Origin of the sequence: Pseudomonas sp. (genome assembly GCF_049301935.1) — a bacterium.
Lineage (GTDB): Bacteria > Pseudomonadota > Gammaproteobacteria > Pseudomonadales > Pseudomonadaceae > Aquipseudomonas.
The window spans coordinates 1-16,803 of sequence record NZ_JBAQLP010000041.1 but is presented as its reverse complement, the minus strand read 5'-3'; the positions used below and the strand labels follow the sequence as shown (position 1 = coordinate 16,803).

At 61.9% G+C, this 16,803-nt stretch carries 16 protein-coding genes; 13 read left to right on the top strand and 3 right to left on the bottom strand.

Annotated elements, in window-relative coordinates:
- Positions 1–30 precede the first annotated feature (30 nt).
- The 9 genes from pdxA (at position 31) to WA145_RS05790 (ending at position 10,052) form a co-directional block, all read left to right on the top strand.
- Positions 31–1,032: a 4-hydroxythreonine-4-phosphate dehydrogenase PdxA gene (gene pdxA / locus WA145_RS05830; RefSeq protein WP_422580665.1), complete on the top strand. Its 1,002-nt coding sequence runs from the start codon at positions 31–33 to the stop codon at positions 1,030–1,032.
- A gap of 108 nt (positions 1,033–1,140) precedes the next feature.
- Positions 1,141–1,944, top strand: a complete 804-nt coding sequence (gene rsmA / locus WA145_RS05825) for a 16S rRNA (adenine(1518)-N(6)/adenine(1519)-N(6))-dimethyltransferase RsmA (RefSeq protein ID WP_422580664.1) — start codon at positions 1,141–1,143, stop codon at positions 1,942–1,944.
- 40 nt (positions 1,945–1,984) lie between these two features.
- The gene (gene apaG / locus WA145_RS05820; protein WP_422580663.1) at positions 1,985–2,365 is read left to right on the top strand and encodes a Co2+/Mg2+ efflux protein ApaG; all 381 of its coding nucleotides are present in this window, start codon (positions 1,985–1,987) and stop codon (positions 2,363–2,365) included.
- Positions 2,365–3,186, top strand: coding sequence for a symmetrical bis(5'-nucleosyl)-tetraphosphatase (locus WA145_RS05815; RefSeq protein ID WP_422580662.1), 822 nt, complete (start codon positions 2,365–2,367; stop codon positions 3,184–3,186). The genes apaG and WA145_RS05815 overlap by 1 nt, the downstream gene beginning before the upstream one ends.
- Positions 3,183–3,512, top strand: coding sequence for a thiosulfate sulfurtransferase GlpE (gene glpE, locus WA145_RS05810; RefSeq protein ID WP_422580661.1), 330 nt, complete (start codon positions 3,183–3,185; stop codon positions 3,510–3,512). The genes WA145_RS05815 and glpE overlap by 4 nt, the downstream gene beginning before the upstream one ends.
- 325 nt (positions 3,513–3,837) lie before the next feature.
- Positions 3,838–5,760: a PrkA family serine protein kinase gene (locus WA145_RS05805; protein ID WP_422580660.1), complete on the top strand. Its 1,923-nt coding sequence runs from the start codon at positions 3,838–3,840 to the stop codon at positions 5,758–5,760.
- 98 nt (positions 5,761–5,858) lie between these two features.
- Positions 5,859–7,130, top strand: coding sequence for a YeaH/YhbH family protein (locus WA145_RS05800; RefSeq protein WP_422580659.1), 1,272 nt, complete (start codon positions 5,859–5,861; stop codon positions 7,128–7,130).
- Positions 7,127–8,695 (top strand): SpoVR family protein, encoded by a 1,569-nt coding sequence (locus WA145_RS05795; protein ID WP_422580658.1) that lies wholly within the window; start codon positions 7,127–7,129, stop codon positions 8,693–8,695. The genes WA145_RS05800 and WA145_RS05795 overlap by 4 nt, the downstream gene beginning before the upstream one ends.
- 118 nt (positions 8,696–8,813) lie before the next feature.
- A complete protein-coding gene (locus tag WA145_RS05790) occupies positions 8,814–10,052 on the top strand; it encodes a multifunctional CCA addition/repair protein (protein ID WP_422580657.1) in 1,239 nt (412 codons plus the stop codon).
- On the opposite strand, the gene folK is transcribed toward WA145_RS05790, so the two are convergent.
- A complete protein-coding gene (gene folK / locus WA145_RS05785; protein ID WP_422580656.1) occupies positions 10,049–10,585 on the bottom strand; it encodes a 2-amino-4-hydroxy-6-hydroxymethyldihydropteridine diphosphokinase in 537 nt (178 codons plus the stop codon). The two genes, WA145_RS05790 and folK, sit on opposite strands and share 4 nt — an antisense overlap.
- Complete coding sequence (folB, locus tag WA145_RS05780; RefSeq protein WP_422580655.1) at positions 10,576–10,932, bottom strand: dihydroneopterin aldolase; 357 nt, start codon at positions 10,930–10,932, stop codon at positions 10,576–10,578. Before folB ends, folK begins: the two co-directional genes overlap by 10 nt.
- A 74-nt stretch (positions 10,933–11,006) precedes the next feature.
- Here folB and plsY point away from each other — a divergent pair, with 74 nt between their 5' ends.
- Positions 11,007–11,576: a glycerol-3-phosphate 1-O-acyltransferase PlsY gene (plsY, locus tag WA145_RS05775; protein WP_422580654.1), complete on the top strand. Its 570-nt coding sequence runs from the start codon at positions 11,007–11,009 to the stop codon at positions 11,574–11,576.
- A gap of 35 nt (positions 11,577–11,611) precedes the next feature.
- Here plsY and tsaD read toward each other — a convergent pair whose 3' ends face one another.
- Entirely contained in the window at positions 11,612–12,637 is a 1,026-nt protein-coding gene (gene tsaD, locus WA145_RS05770; protein ID WP_422580653.1) for a tRNA (adenosine(37)-N6)-threonylcarbamoyltransferase complex transferase subunit TsaD, read from the bottom strand.
- 205 nt (positions 12,638–12,842) lie between these two features.
- On the opposite strand from tsaD, the gene rpsU reads away from it, so the two are divergent.
- The 3 genes from rpsU to rpoD all read left to right on the top strand — a co-directional run.
- The gene (rpsU, locus tag WA145_RS05765) at positions 12,843–13,058 is read left to right on the top strand and encodes a 30S ribosomal protein S21 (protein ID WP_003296736.1); all 216 of its coding nucleotides are present in this window, start codon (positions 12,843–12,845) and stop codon (positions 13,056–13,058) included.
- 163 nt (positions 13,059–13,221) lie between these two features.
- Positions 13,222–15,198, top strand: a complete 1,977-nt coding sequence (dnaG, locus tag WA145_RS05760) for a DNA primase (RefSeq protein ID WP_422580652.1) — start codon at positions 13,222–13,224, stop codon at positions 15,196–15,198.
- A gap of 67 nt (positions 15,199–15,265) precedes the next feature.
- The coding region (gene rpoD, locus WA145_RS05755; RefSeq protein WP_422580651.1) for an RNA polymerase sigma factor RpoD at positions 15,266–16,803 on the top strand (1,538 nt) is incomplete at its 3' end.

The following is a 16,803-nucleotide window of genomic DNA, read 5'->3' as shown; positions in this document are numbered from 1 at the left end:
CGCCAACACCGCCCAGAAGAGAACCTACCGATGACCACCGCCCAGCTTTTCGCCCTGACCCCTGGTGAGCCTGCCGGTATCGGCCCGGATCTGTGCCTGTTGCTGGCACGCGCCGCCCAGCCTCACCCCCTGGTCGCCATCGCCAGCCGTGAACTGCTGAGCGAGCGGGCAGCCCTGCTGGGCCTGCAGACCAAACTGCTGAGCGCAGCACCTGGCAACTGGCCACACACACCCGCACCGGCCGGCAGCCTGTATGTCTGGGATACCCCACTGCAAGCCAGGGTCAGGCCCGGCCAGCTCGACGCCGCCAACGCCGCCTACGTGCTGCAGACCCTGACCCGCGCCGGCCAGGGCTGCCTGGATGGCGACTTCGCCGGGATGATCACCGCCCCCGTACACAAGGGCGTGATCAATGAAGCGGGCATCGCCTTCTCCGGGCATACCGAATTTCTCGCCGAACTGACCCAGACCGAGCAGGTGGTGATGATGCTTGCCACCCGCGGCCTGCGCGTGGCGCTGGTGACCACCCACCTGCCGCTCAAGGATGTCGCCGCCGCCATTACGCCTGAGCGCCTAAGCCGGGTCGCGCGCATTCTCGAGCACGACCTGCGTACGAAATTCGGCATCGCCCGGCCGCGCATTCTGGTCTGCGGCCTCAACCCGCATGCCGGTGAAGGCGGCCACCTGGGCATGGAAGAAATAGAGGTGATCGAGCCCACCCTGCGGCAGCTGCGCGCAGCAGGTATCAACCTGATCGGCCCGCTACCGGCCGACACCCTGTTCACCCCCAAATACCTGGACCACTGCGATGCGGTACTGGCCATGTACCACGATCAGGGCTTGCCGGTGCTCAAATACAAAGGTTTTGGCGCCGCGGTGAATATCACCCTGGGCCTGCCGATCATCCGCACCTCGGTCGACCACGGCACTGCACTGGACCTGGCCGGCAGCGGCCAGATCGACAGCGGCAGCCTGCAGGTGGCCCTACAAACCGCCTATGCAATGGCCGCCAGCCAGGTGAAAAGCCACTGACTGCCTTGCCCGGCACGGGGCGGACGCCGCCAATGCTGTTAAACTGCCGGGCTTTCTACCTGCGTTACATTCGCTTCAAGCCGATGCTTTGAAGCCTGGAGCTGTTGCATGTCCGACTACCAACACCGCGCGCGCAAGCGTTTCGGCCAGAACTTCCTGCATGACGCCGGGGTGATCCACCGCATTCTGCGCGCCATCCACGCCCGCGAAGGCGAGCACATGCTGGAAATCGGCCCAGGCCAGGGTGCGCTGACCGAAGGTCTGCTGAACAGCGGCGCGCAGCTCGACGTGATTGAACTGGACCGCGACCTGGTGCCGATCCTGCAACACCAGTTCGGCAGCAACCCGCGTTTTCGCCTGAATCAGGGTGATGCGCTGAAGTTCGACTTCAACCAGCTGCAAGCCGCGCCACACAGCCTGCGCGTGGTCGGCAACCTGCCGTACAACATCTCCACACCGCTGATTTTCCACCTGCTGAGCAATGCCGCGCTGATCCGCGACATGCACTTTATGCTGCAAAAGGAAGTGGTCGAGCGCCTGGCCGCCGAGCCCGGTGGTGGCGACTGGGGGCGGCTGTCGATCATGGTGCAGTACCACTGCCGCGTGGAACACCTGTTCAATGTCGGCCCCGGGGCGTTCAACCCGCCGCCAAAGGTCGACTCGGCGATCGTCCGCCTGGTGCCGCACGAGGTGCTGCCGCATCCGGCCAAGGACCATCACCTGCTTGAGCGCGTGGTGCGCGAAGCCTTCAACCAACGGCGCAAGACCCTGCGCAATACCTTGAAGAACTTACTGCCCGCAGCGGCCATCGAAGCCGCCGGCGTCGATGGCAGCCTGCGCCCTGAGCAACTGGACCTGGCGGCGTTTGTACGCCTGGCGGACAAACTGGCCGAACACCCCAACGCCGACTGACAGCGACTAGACTGGTTTTCTGCCTACCGAGTTAATACGCATGAGCGATTCGCGCTACAACATCGACGTCAGCGTCGTCACCCGCTACCTGCCGGAGCAATCGCAGCCGGAGCAGAACCGCTTTGCCTTCGCCTACACGGTCACGGTGAGCAACAAGGGCGAACTGCCGGCCAAACTGCTATCGCGCCACTGGGTGATTACCGACGGCGATGGCCGCGTGCAGGAAGTGCGCGGTGCCGGCGTGATCGGCCAACAACCACTGATCGAGGCCGGCGCCAGCCACACCTACAGCAGCGGCACGGTGATGGCCACCCGCGTCGGCATCATGCAAGGCAGCTATCAAATGCTCGCCAGCGACGGTAAACGTTTTGACGCCGTCATCGCGCCCTTCCGCCTGGCGGTGCCAGGCTCGTTACACTGATGAGTACCTACGCCGTCGGCGACCTGCAAGGTTGCCTGAAACCCCTGCAATGCCTGCTTGAGCGCGTGGCCTTTGATCCGGCGCGGGACCAGCTGTGGCTGGTCGGTGATCTGGTCAATCGCGGCCCCGAGTCCCTGGCGACGCTGCGCTATCTCTACAGCATCCGTGATGCACTGACCTGCGTGCTGGGCAATCACGACCTGCACCTGCTGGCCGTGGCGCACAATATCGAGCGCCTGAAAAAAGCCGATACCTTGCGCGAGATCATCGACGCACCGGACGCCGCCGACCTGCTCGACTGGCTGCGCCGGCAGAAACTCCTGCATTACGACGAAGCCCGCGATACCGCTCTGGTGCATGCCGGCATCCCGCCGCAGTGGAGCATGGACAAAGCCCTCAGGCGCGCCGCCGAAGTGGAAGAAGCCCTGCGTGATGACGCGCGCCTGCCGCTGTTTCTCGACGGCATGTATGGCAACGAGCCGGCCAAGTGGGACGGCGACCTGCACGGCGTCACCCGCCTGCGGGTGATCACCAACTACTTCACCCGCATGCGATTTTGCAAAGCCGACGGCACCCTCGACCTGAAAAGCAAGGAAGGCGTCGACAGTGCACCACCGGGCTACGCGCCCTGGTTCAGCTACAAGCAGCGCAAGACCCGCGGCCAGCGGATCATCTTCGGCCACTGGGCGGCGCTCGAAGGGCACTCCCCGGAGCCCGACGTGATCGCTCTGGATACCGGCTGCGTGTGGGGCGCGAGCATGACCCTGATAAATATCGATAGCGGCGAGAAATACAGCTGCGACTGTAAGGAGCAAGCATGAGCGAATTCAAACGCATCCCCCCCGAGCAGGCTCAGGCCTTACGCCAGCAAGGCGCGGCGGTGGTCGATATCCGTGATCCGCAGAGCTTCGCCGCCGGCCATATCAGCGGCTCGCAGCACCTCGACAACCACTCGCTGCACAGCTTTATCAGCCAGGCCGATCTCGACGCGCCGCTGATCGTCACCTGCTACCACGGCAATTCCAGCCAGAGCGCGGCGGCCTATCTGGCCGGCCAGGGCTTCAGTGAGGTCTACAGCCTCGACGGCGGTTTCGAGCTGTGGCGCGCCACCTTCCCCGGCGAAACAGCACACACGCCCGAAGAATAATTTTTTCAGCGCCCAGGCCGCACCAGCAGCGGCCTGCCGGCAACTCCCGACCAACGGTAATATCCTGTTATCGTTGCGCACCCCTTGACCTCGCCGATTCCGAACTATCCTCTAGCTCAGGCCATCCAAAACAAGGTAGAGCCGGCCAAACGGCATCGGGCCATCGGTAAGAACCTGTTCAAGGTCTCGCGACGCGCAGCAGACGTTGCACAGATTCTAAGATTTTTAGGTGTTCTGGGGGTTTTATCCCGGCTGCATCCGCACCGGAGCTGCCAAGCACCTGACCGATCCCGCACCGGCTCTGCGCATCGTGCGAGGTGAAGTCATGAGCATTTTCAGCCACTTCCAACAACGTTTCGAAGCGACTCGGCAGGAGGAACTCACCCTCCAGGAGTACCTCGAACTGTGCAAACAGGATCGTAGCGCCTATGCCTCGGCAGCCGAGCGCCTGCTGATGGCCATTGGCGAGCCCGAACTGCTCGACACCTCGAGTAACTCGCGGCTGTCGCGGATCTTCTCCAACAAGGTGATCCGCCGTTACCCGGCCTTTGCCGATTTCCATGGCATGGAAGAGTGCATCGACCAGATCGTCTCCTACTTCCGCCATGCGGCCCAGGGCCTGGAAGAGAAGAAACAGATCCTTTATCTGCTCGGCCCGGTGGGCGGCGGTAAATCCTCGCTGGCGGAAAAGCTCAAGCACCTGATCGAGAAAGTGCCGTTCTACGCGATCAAGGGCTCGCCGGTGTTCGAGTCGCCGCTGGGGCTGTTTAGCGATGCCGAGGACGGCGCCATTCTCGAAGAGGAGTACGGCATCTCGCGGCGCTACCTCAACAGCATCATGTCGCCCTGGGCGACCAAGCGCCTGCAGGAGTTCGGCGGCGATATCAGCCAGTTCCGCGTGGTCAAACTCTACCCCTCGATCCTGAATCAGATCGCCGTGGCCAAGACCGAGCCGGGCGATGAGAACAACCAGGACATCTCCGCCCTGGTCGGCAAGGTGGATATCCGCAAGCTTGAGGAATACCCGCAGAACGACGCCGACGCCTACAGCTATTCCGGCGCGCTGTGCCGTTCCAACCAGGGCCTGATGGAGTTCGTCGAGATGTTCAAGGCACCGATCAAGGTGCTGCATCCACTGCTGACCGCCACCCAGGAAGGCAACTACAACAGCACCGAAGGCCTCGGCGCGATCCCCTTCAGCGGCATCCTGCTGGCTCACTCCAACGAATCGGAATGGCACACCTTCCGCAACAACAAGAACAACGAGGCCTTTATCGATCGCATCTATATCGTCAAGGTGCCCTACTGCCTGCGCGTCACCGACGAGATCAAGATCTACGACAAGCTGCTGGCCAACAGCTCCCTGGCCAAGGCCCACTGCGCCCCGGACACCCTGAAGATGCTCGCGCAGTTCTCGGTGCTGAGCCGCTTGAAGGAGCCGGAAAACTCCAACGTCTACTCGAAGATGCGCGTGTATGACGGTGAAAACCTCAAGGACACCGACCCCAAGGCCAAGTCGATCCAGGAATACCGCGACAGCGCCGGCGTCGATGAAGGCATGAACGGCCTGTCGACCCGCTTCGCCTTCAAAATCCTCTCCAAGGTGTTCAACTTCGACCCCCACGAAATCGCCGCCAACCCAGTGCATCTGCTCTACGTGCTGGAACAGCAGATCGAGCAGGAACAGTTCCCCGCCGAAGTACGCGAGCGCTACCTGCGCTTTATCAAGGAGTACCTGGCACCGCGCTACATCGAGTTTATCGGCAAGGAAATCCAGACCGCCTACCTGGAGTCCTACAGCGAGTACGGGCAGAACATCTTCGACCGCTATGTGCTGTACGCCGACTTCTGGATTCAGGATCAGGAATACCGCGACCCGGAAACCGGCGAAATTCTCAATCGCGTGGCCCTCAACGAGGAGCTGGAGAAAATCGAAAAACCGGCCGGCATCAGCAACCCGAAGGATTTCCGCAACGAGATCGTCAACTTCGTGCTGCGCGCCCGGGCCAACAACAACGGCAAGAACCCGACCTGGCTCAGCTACGAGAAGCTGCGCGTGGTGATCGAGAAGAAGATGTTCTCCAACACCGAAGACCTACTGCCGGTCATCAGCTTCAACGCCAAGGCGAGCAAGGAGGATCAACAGAAACACAACGACTTCGTCACTCGCATGGTCGAACGCGGTTACACCGACAAGCAGGTACGCCTGCTGTCCGAGTGGTATCTGCGGGTTCGTAAATCGCAATAACGCGGCCTGACGCGACAGGCTGCAGCGGCTGCAGGGTGCGCGAAAAATGCCGCCCTGTGCTGGCTGCGCCTGATGTCTGCAGCGCACGGAGGGCAGTGATGAGCCATGTGATCGATCGACGCCTGAACGGCAAAAACAAGAGCACGGTAAACCGCCAACGCTTCCTGCGGCGTTACCGCGACCATATCAAGAAGGCCGTCGAAGAGGCGGTCAGCCGCCGCTCCATCACCGATATGGAGCACGGCGAACAGATCAGCATCCCCGGCCGTGATATCGACGAGCCGGTGCTGCACCACGGCCGCGGCGGCCGCCAGACCACCGTGCACCCCGGCAACCGTGAATTCACCACGGGCGAGAAGATTGCCCGCCCGCAAGGCGGTGGCAGCGGCCAGGGCGCCGGCAAGGCGAGCAACTCCGGCGAAGGCATGGATGAGTTCGTCTTCCAGATCACCCAGGAAGAATTCCTCGACTTTATGTTCGAGGACCTCGAGCTACCCAACCTGATCAAACGCCACCTAACCGGCAGCGACACCTTCAAGAGCGTGCGCGCCGGCATCAGCAATGAAGGCAACCCATCACGCATCAATATCGTGCGCACCCTGCGCTCGGCCCATGCTCGACGCATCGCCCTGTCCGGCAGCAGCCGCAATAAACTCAAGGTCATCCAGGCCGAACTGGAACGCTTGAAACTGGAACAGCCGGACAACCTCGGCGATATCCAGGCGCTGGAAGAAGAAGTCAGCAAACTGCGTGCGCGGATCAAGCGCATCCCCTTCCTCGACACCTTCGACCTCAAGTACAACCTGCTGGTCAAACAGCCCAACCCCAGCTCCAAGGCGGTGATGTTCTGCCTGATGGACGTCTCCGGCTCCATGACTCAGTCGACCAAGGACATCGCCAAGCGCTTCTTTATCCTTTTGTACCTGTTCCTCAAGCGCAACTACGACAAGATCGAGGTGGTGTTTATCCGCCACCACACCAGCGCCAAGGAAGTGGATGAAGAGGAGTTCTTCTATTCGCGCGAGACCGGCGGCACCATCGTCTCCAGCGCGCTCAAGCTGATGCAGGAGATCATGGCCGAGCGTTACCCGATCAATGAATGGAATATCTACGCCGCCCAGGCGTCGGATGGCGACAACTGGAATGATGACTCGCCGGTCTGCCGGGATATATTGATCAATCAGATCATGCCGTTCGTGCAGTACTTCACCTACGTCGAGATCACCCCGCGTGAGCACCAGGCGCTGTGGTTCGAGTACGAGCAGGTCAGCGAAGCCTTCGCCGACACCTTCGCCCAACAGCAGCTTGTTTCTGCAGGTGATATCTACCCGGTATTCCGCGACCTGTTCCAGCGGAGGCTAGCCACATGAGCAACAGCCAAGACAAGCGCCGCCAGCCGATTTCCACCGGTTCGGAATGGACCTTCGAACTGATCCGCCAGTACGACCGCGAAATCGGCCGCATCGCCGAGCGCTATGCGCTGGACACCTATCCCAACCAGATCGAGGTGATCACCGCCGAGCAGATGATGGACGCCTACGCCTCGGTCGGCATGCCGCTGGGCTATCACCACTGGTCCTACGGCAAACACTTCCTCAGCACCGAAAAGGGCTACAAGCGTGGACAGATGGGCCTGGCCTACGAAATCGTGATCAACTCCGACCCGTGCATCGCCTACCTGATGGAAGAAAACACCATCTGTATGCAGGCCCTGGTGATCGCCCATGCCTGCTACGGCCACAACAGCTTTTTCAAGGGCAACTACCTGTTCCGCACCTGGACCGACGCCAGCTCGATCATCGATTACCTGGTGTTTGCCAAGCAGTACATCATGCAGTGCGAAGAGCGCCACGGCATCGATGCGGTGGAAGACCTGCTCGACTCCTGTCATGCGCTGATGAACTACGGCGTCGACCGCTACAAACGCCCCTACCCGATCTCCGCCGAGGAAGAACGGCGGCGCATGAAGGACCGCGAAGAGCACCTGCAAAAGCAGATCAACGACCTCTGGCGCACCATCCCGAAAAGCGCCAGCAAGGGCGACGGCAAAGACAACAAACGCTTCCCCGCCGAGCCGCAGGAAAACATCCTGTATTTCCTGGAAAAACACGCCCCGCTGCTGGAGCCCTGGCAGCGCGAGATCATCCGCATCGTGCGCAAGATTGCCCAGTACTTCTACCCGCAGCGCCAGACCCAGGTGATGAACGAAGGCTGGGCCACCTTCTGGCACTACACCCTGATGAACGACCTGTACGACGAGGGCCTGGTTACCGAAGGCTTTATGCTGGAGTTCCTCCAGTCGCACACCAGCGTGGTCTACCAGCCGCCATTTGACAGCCCCTACTACAGCGGCATCAACCCCTACACCCTGGGCTTTGCCATGTACCGCGATATCCGCCGGATCTGCGAGGAGCCCACCGAAGAGGATCGCCGCTGGTTTCCGGAGATAGCCGGCAGCGACTGGCTCAGCACCCTGAAATTCGCCATGAACAGCTTCAAGGACGAGAGCTTTATCCTGCAGTACCTGTCGCCCAAGGTAATCCGCGACCTCAAGCTGTTCAGCATTCTCGATGACGACCAGAAAGACGAACTGGTTGTCCCGGCGATCCACGACGAGCCCGGCTACCAGCAGATTCGGGAAACCCTGGCCGCGCAATACAACCTGGGCAACCGCGAGCCCAACGTGCAGATCTGGAGCATCGACCGCCGCGGCGACCGCTCGCTGACCCTGCGTCACCAGCAGCATGACCGCAAACCGCTGGGCAATTCGACCGAGGAAGTGCTGAAACACCTGCATCGCCTGTGGGGCTTCAATATTCACCTGGAGATGTATCAGGGCGAACAGCTGATCGGTATCCAGCATGTTCCAGCGAAAAATGAATCCGAACATGACAGCGACTACCCGCGCCTCGACCTGATGATCCCGCCCATTTGATCGGTACGCCGCCCTAACCTTGCAGGCTAGCCCGTAGCGCGGATTGCCTCCGGGCTACCGCGCGTACCAGACAGCCGCGCCACCCAGCCGTTATGCTTTATGCAACGGAGGATTCGGCATGCAAATTTATAAAGTGGGCGGCGCAGTACGCGATCGTCTATTAGGCCGCGAGGTCAGCGAGATCGACTGGGTGGTGGTCGGCGCCAGCGCCGAGCAAATGCTCGAGCAGGGCTACCGCCCGGTGGGTGCGGACTTCCCGGTATTTCTGCACCCGCAGACCGGTGAGGAATACGCCCTGGCCCGCACCGAGCGCAAAAGTGGACGCGGCTACGGCGGCTTTACCTTCTTCGCCAGCCCGGATGTGACCCTGGAACAAGACCTGATCCGCCGCGACCTGACCGTCAACGCCATGGCCGAAGACGACCAGGGCAACCTGTTCGATCCCTATGGCGGCCAGCGCGACCTCGACGCCAGGCTGCTGCGCCACGTCTCCCCGGCCTTCGCCGAAGACCCGCTGCGCGTGCTGCGCGTCGCTCGCTTCGCCGCCCGTTACGCGTCGCTGGGCTTCAGCGTAGCCCCTGAAAGCATGGCGTTGATGCGCGAACTGAGCGAATCCGGCGAGCTCAGCGCGCTGACGCCTGAACGCAGCTGGAAGGAAATCTCCCGCGCGCTGATGGAGCCGCGCCCGGATGTATTTATCCAGGTGCTGCGCGACTGCGGCGCCTTGCGCGAGTTGCTGCCCGAAGTCGATGCGCTGTTCGGCGTGCCGCAGCCCGCCGCCCATCACCCGGAAATCGACAGCGGCGTGCATGTGCTCAGCGTGCTGCGCCAGTGCGCCGAGCACCAGCAGCCCCTGACCGTGCGCTGGGCCTGTCTGCTGCACGATGTCGGCAAGGGCCTGACGCCCGAGGCCGAGTGGCCCCGGCATATCGCCCACGAGCACACCGGACTGAAGCTGATCCGCGCGATCAACCAGCGCTGCAAGGTGCCCAAGGATTGCCAGGAGCTGGCCCTGCAGGTCGGCGAATTTCACACCCACGGCCATCGCGCCCTGGAGCTGAAAGCCTCGACCCTGCTCAAGCTGTTGCAAGGCTTCGACGTGTTCCGCCGCCCGCAGCGTTTTGAAGAGTTTATCGCCGCCTGTGAAATGGACGCTCGCGGCCGCCTCGGCCTGGAACAACGCGCCTACCCGCAAGCCGACTACCTGCGTGGCGCCATGCACGTAGCCCGCGCCGTGGCGGTGCAGCCGCTGCTCGCACAAGGCTTCAAGGGGGCGGAGCTGGGTGAGGCGCTAGATCGCGAACGACTGCTGGCGCTCACGGCATACAAAACAAACGCGGCCTCGCAGTCGGGCTAAGCGGCGGGATACGCCTGAATCAACTGCGCCGGCGTCAGCTGCTGATCACGCCAGCTGAATGCCACCGGCCACAGCTGCTGCTCGATCTGCGCCCCCTGCCACAGCTCGGCAAAACTGCGCTGTTGCACCGGATGCAGAGCATCCGGTGCCAGCAACGACAAAGGCCAGAGCACAAAGGCGTTCTTCAGGATTTCCGCACGCGGCAGGATCAGGCCGTCGAAGTTGCCGACCAGCTCGCCGTACAGCAGCACGTCGATATCCAGGGGCAGACCTTTACGATCCGGAGCATAGCGGCCGTTATCGGCCTCGATAAACTTCAGCCGGCGATCCAGCTCGCCCAGCGGCAGCGCGCTGTAGCCGGCCACCACCAGATTGAAGAACGGCCCGCTTTTGATGCCCACCGCCTGGCTTTCGAATACCGGCGAGCAGCGCATCTCACTGAGCAGGCCGGCGAGCGCATCGAGGCCGGCGCACAGGTGCGCCTCGCGCCCAGTATTGCTGCCCAGGCCGAGTAGAACGGGAGTTAGCGACATCCGCGCTCGATCTCCACGCCCACCCCACCGCTGGCCGCCGGCACCGCGCCGGGCTTGGTCAGCTTGAGCCGTACCCAGGGAACCTGAAACTCAGCCATGAGCAACTCGACCAGCCGCTCGGCGAAGGTTTCCACCAGGATAAACTGCGACTCGCTGGCAAACGCCTGAACCCGCTGCGCGACCTTGGCGTAATCCAGCGCCTTGTCCAGCTCATCACCGGCAGCCGCAGGACGGTTATCCCAGCCCAGGTAGAGATCCAAACGCAAACACTGGCGAATGCTGCGCTCCCAGTCGTAGGCACCGATCACCGTATCGACTTCCAGACCCTCGATAAAAACTGTGTCCAAGCACGCTCTCCGTGGCACGACAATACTGGCGCACCTAGTTAGAATCAGGGCTCCCTTGCCCCGGAATGGATACCATGTTTTGGCTGTTGGCGATCCTCGCCTACCTGCTCGGCTCGTTGTCCTTCGCCATTCTGCTCAGCCGCCTAAGCGGCGGACCGGACCCGCGCGCCAGTGGCTCGGGCAACCCCGGTGCCACCAACATGTTCCGGGTCGCCGGCAAACGCCTGGCCATCCTCACGCTGATCGGCGACCTGCTCAAGGGCCTGCTACCGGTACTGATCGCCGGCCTGCTCGACTTCAGCCTGCAGCAGCAAGCCTGGATCGGCCTGGCAGCCGTTGTCGGCCACCTGTATCCGCTGTACTTCAACTTCCGCGGCGGCAAAGGTGTCGCCACGGCCGCCGGCATGCTCTTGGGGCTGTATCCGCCTGCCGCCTTGCTCGCCGTTGCCGCCTGGCTACTGACCTTTGTCCTGACCCGCACCAGCTCACTGGCGGCGCTGATTGCCACGCCGCTGACCCTGCCCCTGCTCGCCTGGCAGCAACCCGACGCCCTGCTGCCCGTCTGCGCACTGACCGGGCTGATCGTCTGGCGCCATCGCGGCAATTTACGCGATCTGTTCGCCGGCCGTGAGCGGCATTTCTAAATCGGTCGAGTGAATCTGGCTCATCCCGCACGCGTTTACAGCGCCGGCAGTTGCTCCATCGGCCAACGCGCCTGCACCTTGATGCTCAAATCCTCATGCTGCCCCGCCAGCAAGCGCTGACAGCCGGCGTAGGCGATCATCGCGCCGTTATCGGTGCAGAACGCCGGGCGCGCGTAAAACACCTCACCTTTGAGCTCCGCCAGCATCTTCTCCAGGGACTGGCGCAGCGCCTGGTTGGCACTCACACCGCCGGCGATCACCAGGTTATTCAGCCCGGTTTGCTTGAGTGCACGCTTGCATTTGATGGTCAGGGTATCGACCACCGCCTGCTGGAACGCCAAAGCGATGTCGCAGCGGGTCTGCTCGGAGTTGTCGCCTGCCGCCTGGCACTGCTGCCAGGTGTTCAGGGTGAAGGTCTTCAGGCCGCTGAAGCTGAACTCCAGCCCAGGGCGATCGGTCATCGGCCGTGGGAACTTGAAGCGCCCAGGCGTGCCGCTCAGCGCCAGGCGGGCAATCTCCGGCCCGCCGGGGTATTGCAGGCCCATCAGCTTGGCGGTCTTGTCGAATGCCTCGCCCGCCGCATCATCCAGGGATTCGCCGAGCAGTTGGTATTGGCCGATGCCATCGACGCGAACCAGTTGGGTATGCCCGCCCGACACCAATAAAGCGACGAACGGAAAGGCCGGCGGCTGCTCTTCCAGCATCGGCGCCAGCAAGTGGCCTTCCATATGGTGCACACCCAGTGCTGGAATGTCCCAGGCAAAGGCCAGCGCCTGAGCACAGGATGCACCGACCAGCAGCGCGCCGACCAGGCCGGGGCCCGCGGTGTAGGCGATGGCATCGATATCGGACTTATCCTTGCCGGCCTCACTCAACACCTGGCGGATCAACGGCAACATGCGCTTGACGTGATCACGCGAGGCCAATTCGGGCACTACACCGCCATACACGCGGTGCAGGTCAATCTGGCTAAACAGCGCATCGGCCAGCAGGCCGCGCTCGCTGTCGTAGAGCGCGACACCGGTTTCGTCGCAGGAGGTTTCCAATCCCAGAACCAGCATGGGCAGTGCCTTGTAGTAGTGTGTGCAACTTCGAAGGCGCGCATGATAATGGTCGCTGGCGCGAGCCGGCCAGCGCTTTTCGATCAGAGGCTTTGCATTCCTCGCGATGAGGCGGTAACATCCGCAACCCTTAAAAACCTACGTTCTCCAGCGCCATTTGCCAGGAGCAACGTTACCCCCCGGTAATAAAGAAGGTACGCCCTGGATGCCAGCCGTCAAAGTTAAAGAGAACGAACCCTTCGACGTAGCTCTGCGTCGTTTCAAGCGCTCCTGCGAAAAAGCCGGTGTTCTGGCTGAAGTTCGCAGCCGTGAATTCTACGAAAAGCCGACTTCCGAGCGTAAGCGCAAAGCAGCAGCCGCTGTTAAGCGTCACGCCAAGAAAGTGCAGCGCGAGCAGCGCCGCAGCGTTCGCCTGTACTAATCGCAGCAGCCTCGTCTGCACGATTAGCTACAAGCAACGCCTGACACCCGGCTTCGGCCGGGTTTCGCTTTTAGACTCCGCGCCACCTTCGGGTGACGATCGGAGTCTTTTAGTTTTTGCCCGACCTGTTCTGCCCCTGCGCATAACAGTATTCTGAGTGCCTATGGCCGGCCTGATCCCACAGTCGTTTATCGATGATCTGCTCAACCGCACCGATATCGTCGACGTGGTCGCCTCGCGCATCCAGCTGAAAAAGGCCGGCAAGAATTACACCGCCTGCTGCCCCTTTCATAAAGAGAAAACCCCTTCGTTCAGCGTCAGCCCGGACAAACAGTTTTATTACTGCTTTGGCTGCGGTGCCGGCGGCAACGCCCTGGGTTTTGTCATGGACCACGACCAACTGGACTTCCCCCAGGCAATCGAGGACCTAGCCAAGCGCGCCGGCATGGAAGTGCCGCGCGAGGAAGGCGCACGCAACAACAAACCGCGCCAGCCCACCGACTCACCGCTGTACCCACTGCTGACTGCCGCCGCCGAGTTCTACAAACAGGCACTGAAAAGCCACCCGCAACGCAAAGCCGCGATTGATTACCTGAAAGGCCGCGGCCTGTCGGGCGAGATCGCCCGCGACTTCGGCATGGGCTTCGCCCCGCCCGGCTGGGACAACCTGCTCAAGCACCTGGCCAGCGACAGCCTGCAACAGAAAGCGATGATCGACGCCGGCCTGCTGGTGGAAAACGCCGAGAGCGGCAAACGCTACGACCGCTTCCGCGACCGCATCATGTTCCCCATCCGCGACAGCCGCGGCCGGGTGATCGCCTTCGGCGGCCGGGTGCTGGGTGACGAGAAGCCCAAGTATCTGAACTCCCCGGAAACCCCGGTATTCCACAAGGGCCAGGAACTGTACGGCCTGTTCGAGGCACGCAAGCACAACCGCGACCTCGACGAGATCATGGTGGTCGAAGGCTATATGGACGTGATCGCCCTGGCCCAGCAAGGCCTGCGCAACGCCGTCGCCACCCTCGGCACCGCCACCAGCGAAGAACACCTCAAACGCCTGTTCCGCGTGGTGCCCAGCGTACTGTTCTGTTTCGACGGCGACGCCGCCGGGCGTAACGCCGCCTGGCGCGCCCTGGAGGCCACCCTGCCGAGCCTGCAAGACGGCCGCCGCGCGCGCTTTCTATTCCTGCCTGACGGCGAAGACCCGGACACCCTGGTGCGCAGCGAAGGCACCGACGCCTTCCGCGCACGGATCAATCAGCACGCCCAGCCACTGGCCGACTATTTTTTCCAGCAACTGAGCGAAGAGGCCGATCCGCGCTCCCTGGAAGGCAAAGCGCACCTGATGACCCTGGCCGTGCCGCTGATCGACAAGATCCCCGGCAATAACCTGCGCGCCCTGATGCGACAGCGCCTGAGCGAAATCACCGGCCTGTCCGGCGAAGCCCTGCAGCAGATGGCGCCAACCGTGCGCAGCAGCCAGCCTAGCCAGCACAGCGCACCGCCCAGCGACCACCCGGATTACCACGAGATTCCCGACAGCGCCTATTACGATGTCGAACCGAGCCGCAATGAATACGAAAACCCCAGCCCCGCAGCGCAATTCGAGCGCAACAGCGGCAAGGGCAGCTGGAAGAAAGACGGCGGCAGATGGAACAAGAAGGGCCAGGGCGAGTTCGCCCCGCGCGCACCGCGCACCGCAGTCAGCGTCGAATCGCCACACCTGAGCGCGCTGCGCACCCTGCTGCACCACCCGCAATTGGCGCAGAAGGTCGAAGATGTCAGCCATTTCGCCGCCGAAGACGATACCTACGCCCAACTGCTGGTCGCCCTGCTTGGCGCCCTGCAGAAGAGCCCCAACCTGCGCTCGCTGCAGCTGATCGCGCGCTGGCATGGCACCGAACAGGGCCGTCTATTACGCGCCCTGGCAGAAAAGGAATGGCTGATTTCAGCTGACAACCTTGAACAACAGTTTTTCGACACTATAACTAGTCTAATAGCCCGCCAACGCGAGCGCAGCCTGGAACATTTGCTGCGCAGAGCCCGTCAAAGTGAGTTGAGCGCAGAAGAGAAAGATCAGCTGCGCAGCTTGCTGAGCCGTAATGCATCACCAGTAATCCCGAGTCCAACTGGCGCTTAGGGGTGTTACTCGGGTATAATCCGCGGCTTGTTTTTTGCCCGCCAAGACCTTCAGTGGATAGGGTGTTATGTCCGGAAAAGCGCAACAGCAGTCTCGTATCAAAGAGTTGATCACCCTGGGTCGTGAGCAGAAGTATCTGACTTACGCAGAGGTCAACGACCACCTACCGGAAGATATTTCTGATCCGGAGCAGGTGGAAGACATTATCCGCATGATCAACGACATGGGGATCCCCGTACACGAGAGTGCTCCGGATGCGGACGCCCTTATGTTGGCCGACGCCGATACCGACGAGGCAGCCGCTGAAGAAGCCGCTGCAGCGCTGGCAGCGGTGGAGACCGATATCGGCCGCACGACGGACCCAGTGCGCATGTATATGCGTGAAATGGGCACCGTGGAATTGCTGACCCGCGAAGGCGAGATCGAAATCGCCAAACGCATCGAGGAAGGCATACGTGAAGTGATGGGTGCTATCGCCCACTTCCCCGGCACTGTCGACAGTATTCTGGCCGAGTACACCCGTGTCACCACCGACGGTGGTCGCCTGGTTGAAGTCCTCAGCGGCTATATCGATCCGGATGACGGCATCGTTCCCGCCGAAGCGGCTGCGCCGGTCCCCGTCAAAGACGGCGACGCTGCCGAAGAAACTGACGACGACGACGCCGAGTCCAGCGATGACGAGGAAGAAGAAGGCGATGGCGGTCCGGACCCTGAAGAGGCCCTGCGCCGCTTCACCGCGATTGGCGACGCCTTGGAACTCGCCAAGAAAGCCCTGAAAAAGCACGGCCGTAACAGCAAGCAAGGCATTGCCGCGCTGAAAGAAATGGCCGAGCTGTTTATGCCGATCAAGCTCGTGCCCAAGCAGTACGACGCGCTGGTTGTACGTGTGCGCAGCTCCCTGGAGCGCCTGCGCGCCCAGGAACGCGCCATTATGCAACTGTGCGTACGTGATGCACGGATGCCGCGCGCCGACTTCCTGCGCCTGTTCCCCGGCAATGAAATCGACGTCGAGTGGTCTGCAGGCTTAGCCAAAGGCAAAGCCAAGTACGCTGAAGCCATCGGCAACCTGCAAGGCGACATCCAGCGCTGCCAGCAAAAGCTGTCTGCCCTGGAAGCCGAGTGCGAGCTGACCCTGGCTGAAATCAAGGACATCAACCGGCGCATGTCGATCGGCGAGGCCAAGGCCCGTCGCGCGAAGAAAGAGATGGTTGAGGCGAACTTGCGTCTGGTGATCTCGATCGCCAAGAAGTACACCAACCGCGGCCTGCAGTTCCTCGATCTGATCCAGGAAGGCAACATCGGCCTGATGAAGGCGGTGGACAAGTTCGAATACCGTCGCGGTTACAAGTTCTCGACCTACGCCACCTGGTGGATTCGCCAGGCGATCACCCGCTCGATTGCCGACCAGGCGCGCACCATCCGTATTCCGGTGCACATGATCGAGACGATCAACAAGCTCAACCGTATTTCCCGGCAGATGTTGCAGGAAATGGGTCGCGAACCGACCCCGGAAGAGCTGGGTGAGCGCATGGAGATGCCTGAGGACAAGATCCGCAAGGTCTTGAAGATCGCCAAAGAGCCGATCTCCATGGAAACCCCGATCGG

Coding starts and splice junctions, on each gene's coding strand:
- pdxA (WP_422580665.1), top strand. CDS start 31: ATGACCACCGCCCAGCTTTTCGCCCTGACCCCTGGTGAGCCTGCCGGT.
- rsmA (WP_422580664.1), top strand. CDS start 1,141: ATGTCCGACTACCAACACCGCGCGCGCAAGCGTTTCGGCCAGAACTTC.
- apaG (WP_422580663.1), top strand. CDS start 1,985: ATGAGCGATTCGCGCTACAACATCGACGTCAGCGTCGTCACCCGCTAC.
- WA145_RS05815 (WP_422580662.1), top strand. CDS start 2,365: ATGAGTACCTACGCCGTCGGCGACCTGCAAGGTTGCCTGAAACCCCTG.
- glpE (WP_422580661.1), top strand. CDS start 3,183: ATGAGCGAATTCAAACGCATCCCCCCCGAGCAGGCTCAGGCCTTACGC.
- WA145_RS05805 (WP_422580660.1), top strand. CDS start 3,838: ATGAGCATTTTCAGCCACTTCCAACAACGTTTCGAAGCGACTCGGCAG.
- WA145_RS05800 (WP_422580659.1), top strand. CDS start 5,859: ATGAGCCATGTGATCGATCGACGCCTGAACGGCAAAAACAAGAGCACG.
- WA145_RS05795 (WP_422580658.1), top strand. CDS start 7,127: ATGAGCAACAGCCAAGACAAGCGCCGCCAGCCGATTTCCACCGGTTCG.
- WA145_RS05790 (WP_422580657.1), top strand. CDS start 8,814: ATGCAAATTTATAAAGTGGGCGGCGCAGTACGCGATCGTCTATTAGGC.
- folK (WP_422580656.1), bottom strand. CDS start 10,585: ATGTCGCTAACTCCCGTTCTACTCGGCCTGGGCAGCAATACTGGGCGC.
- plsY (WP_422580654.1), top strand. CDS start 11,007: ATGTTTTGGCTGTTGGCGATCCTCGCCTACCTGCTCGGCTCGTTGTCC.
- tsaD (WP_422580653.1), bottom strand. CDS start 12,637: ATGCTGGTTCTGGGATTGGAAACCTCCTGCGACGAAACCGGTGTCGCG.
- rpsU (WP_003296736.1), top strand. CDS start 12,843: ATGCCAGCCGTCAAAGTTAAAGAGAACGAACCCTTCGACGTAGCTCTG.
- dnaG (WP_422580652.1), top strand. CDS start 13,222: ATGGCCGGCCTGATCCCACAGTCGTTTATCGATGATCTGCTCAACCGC.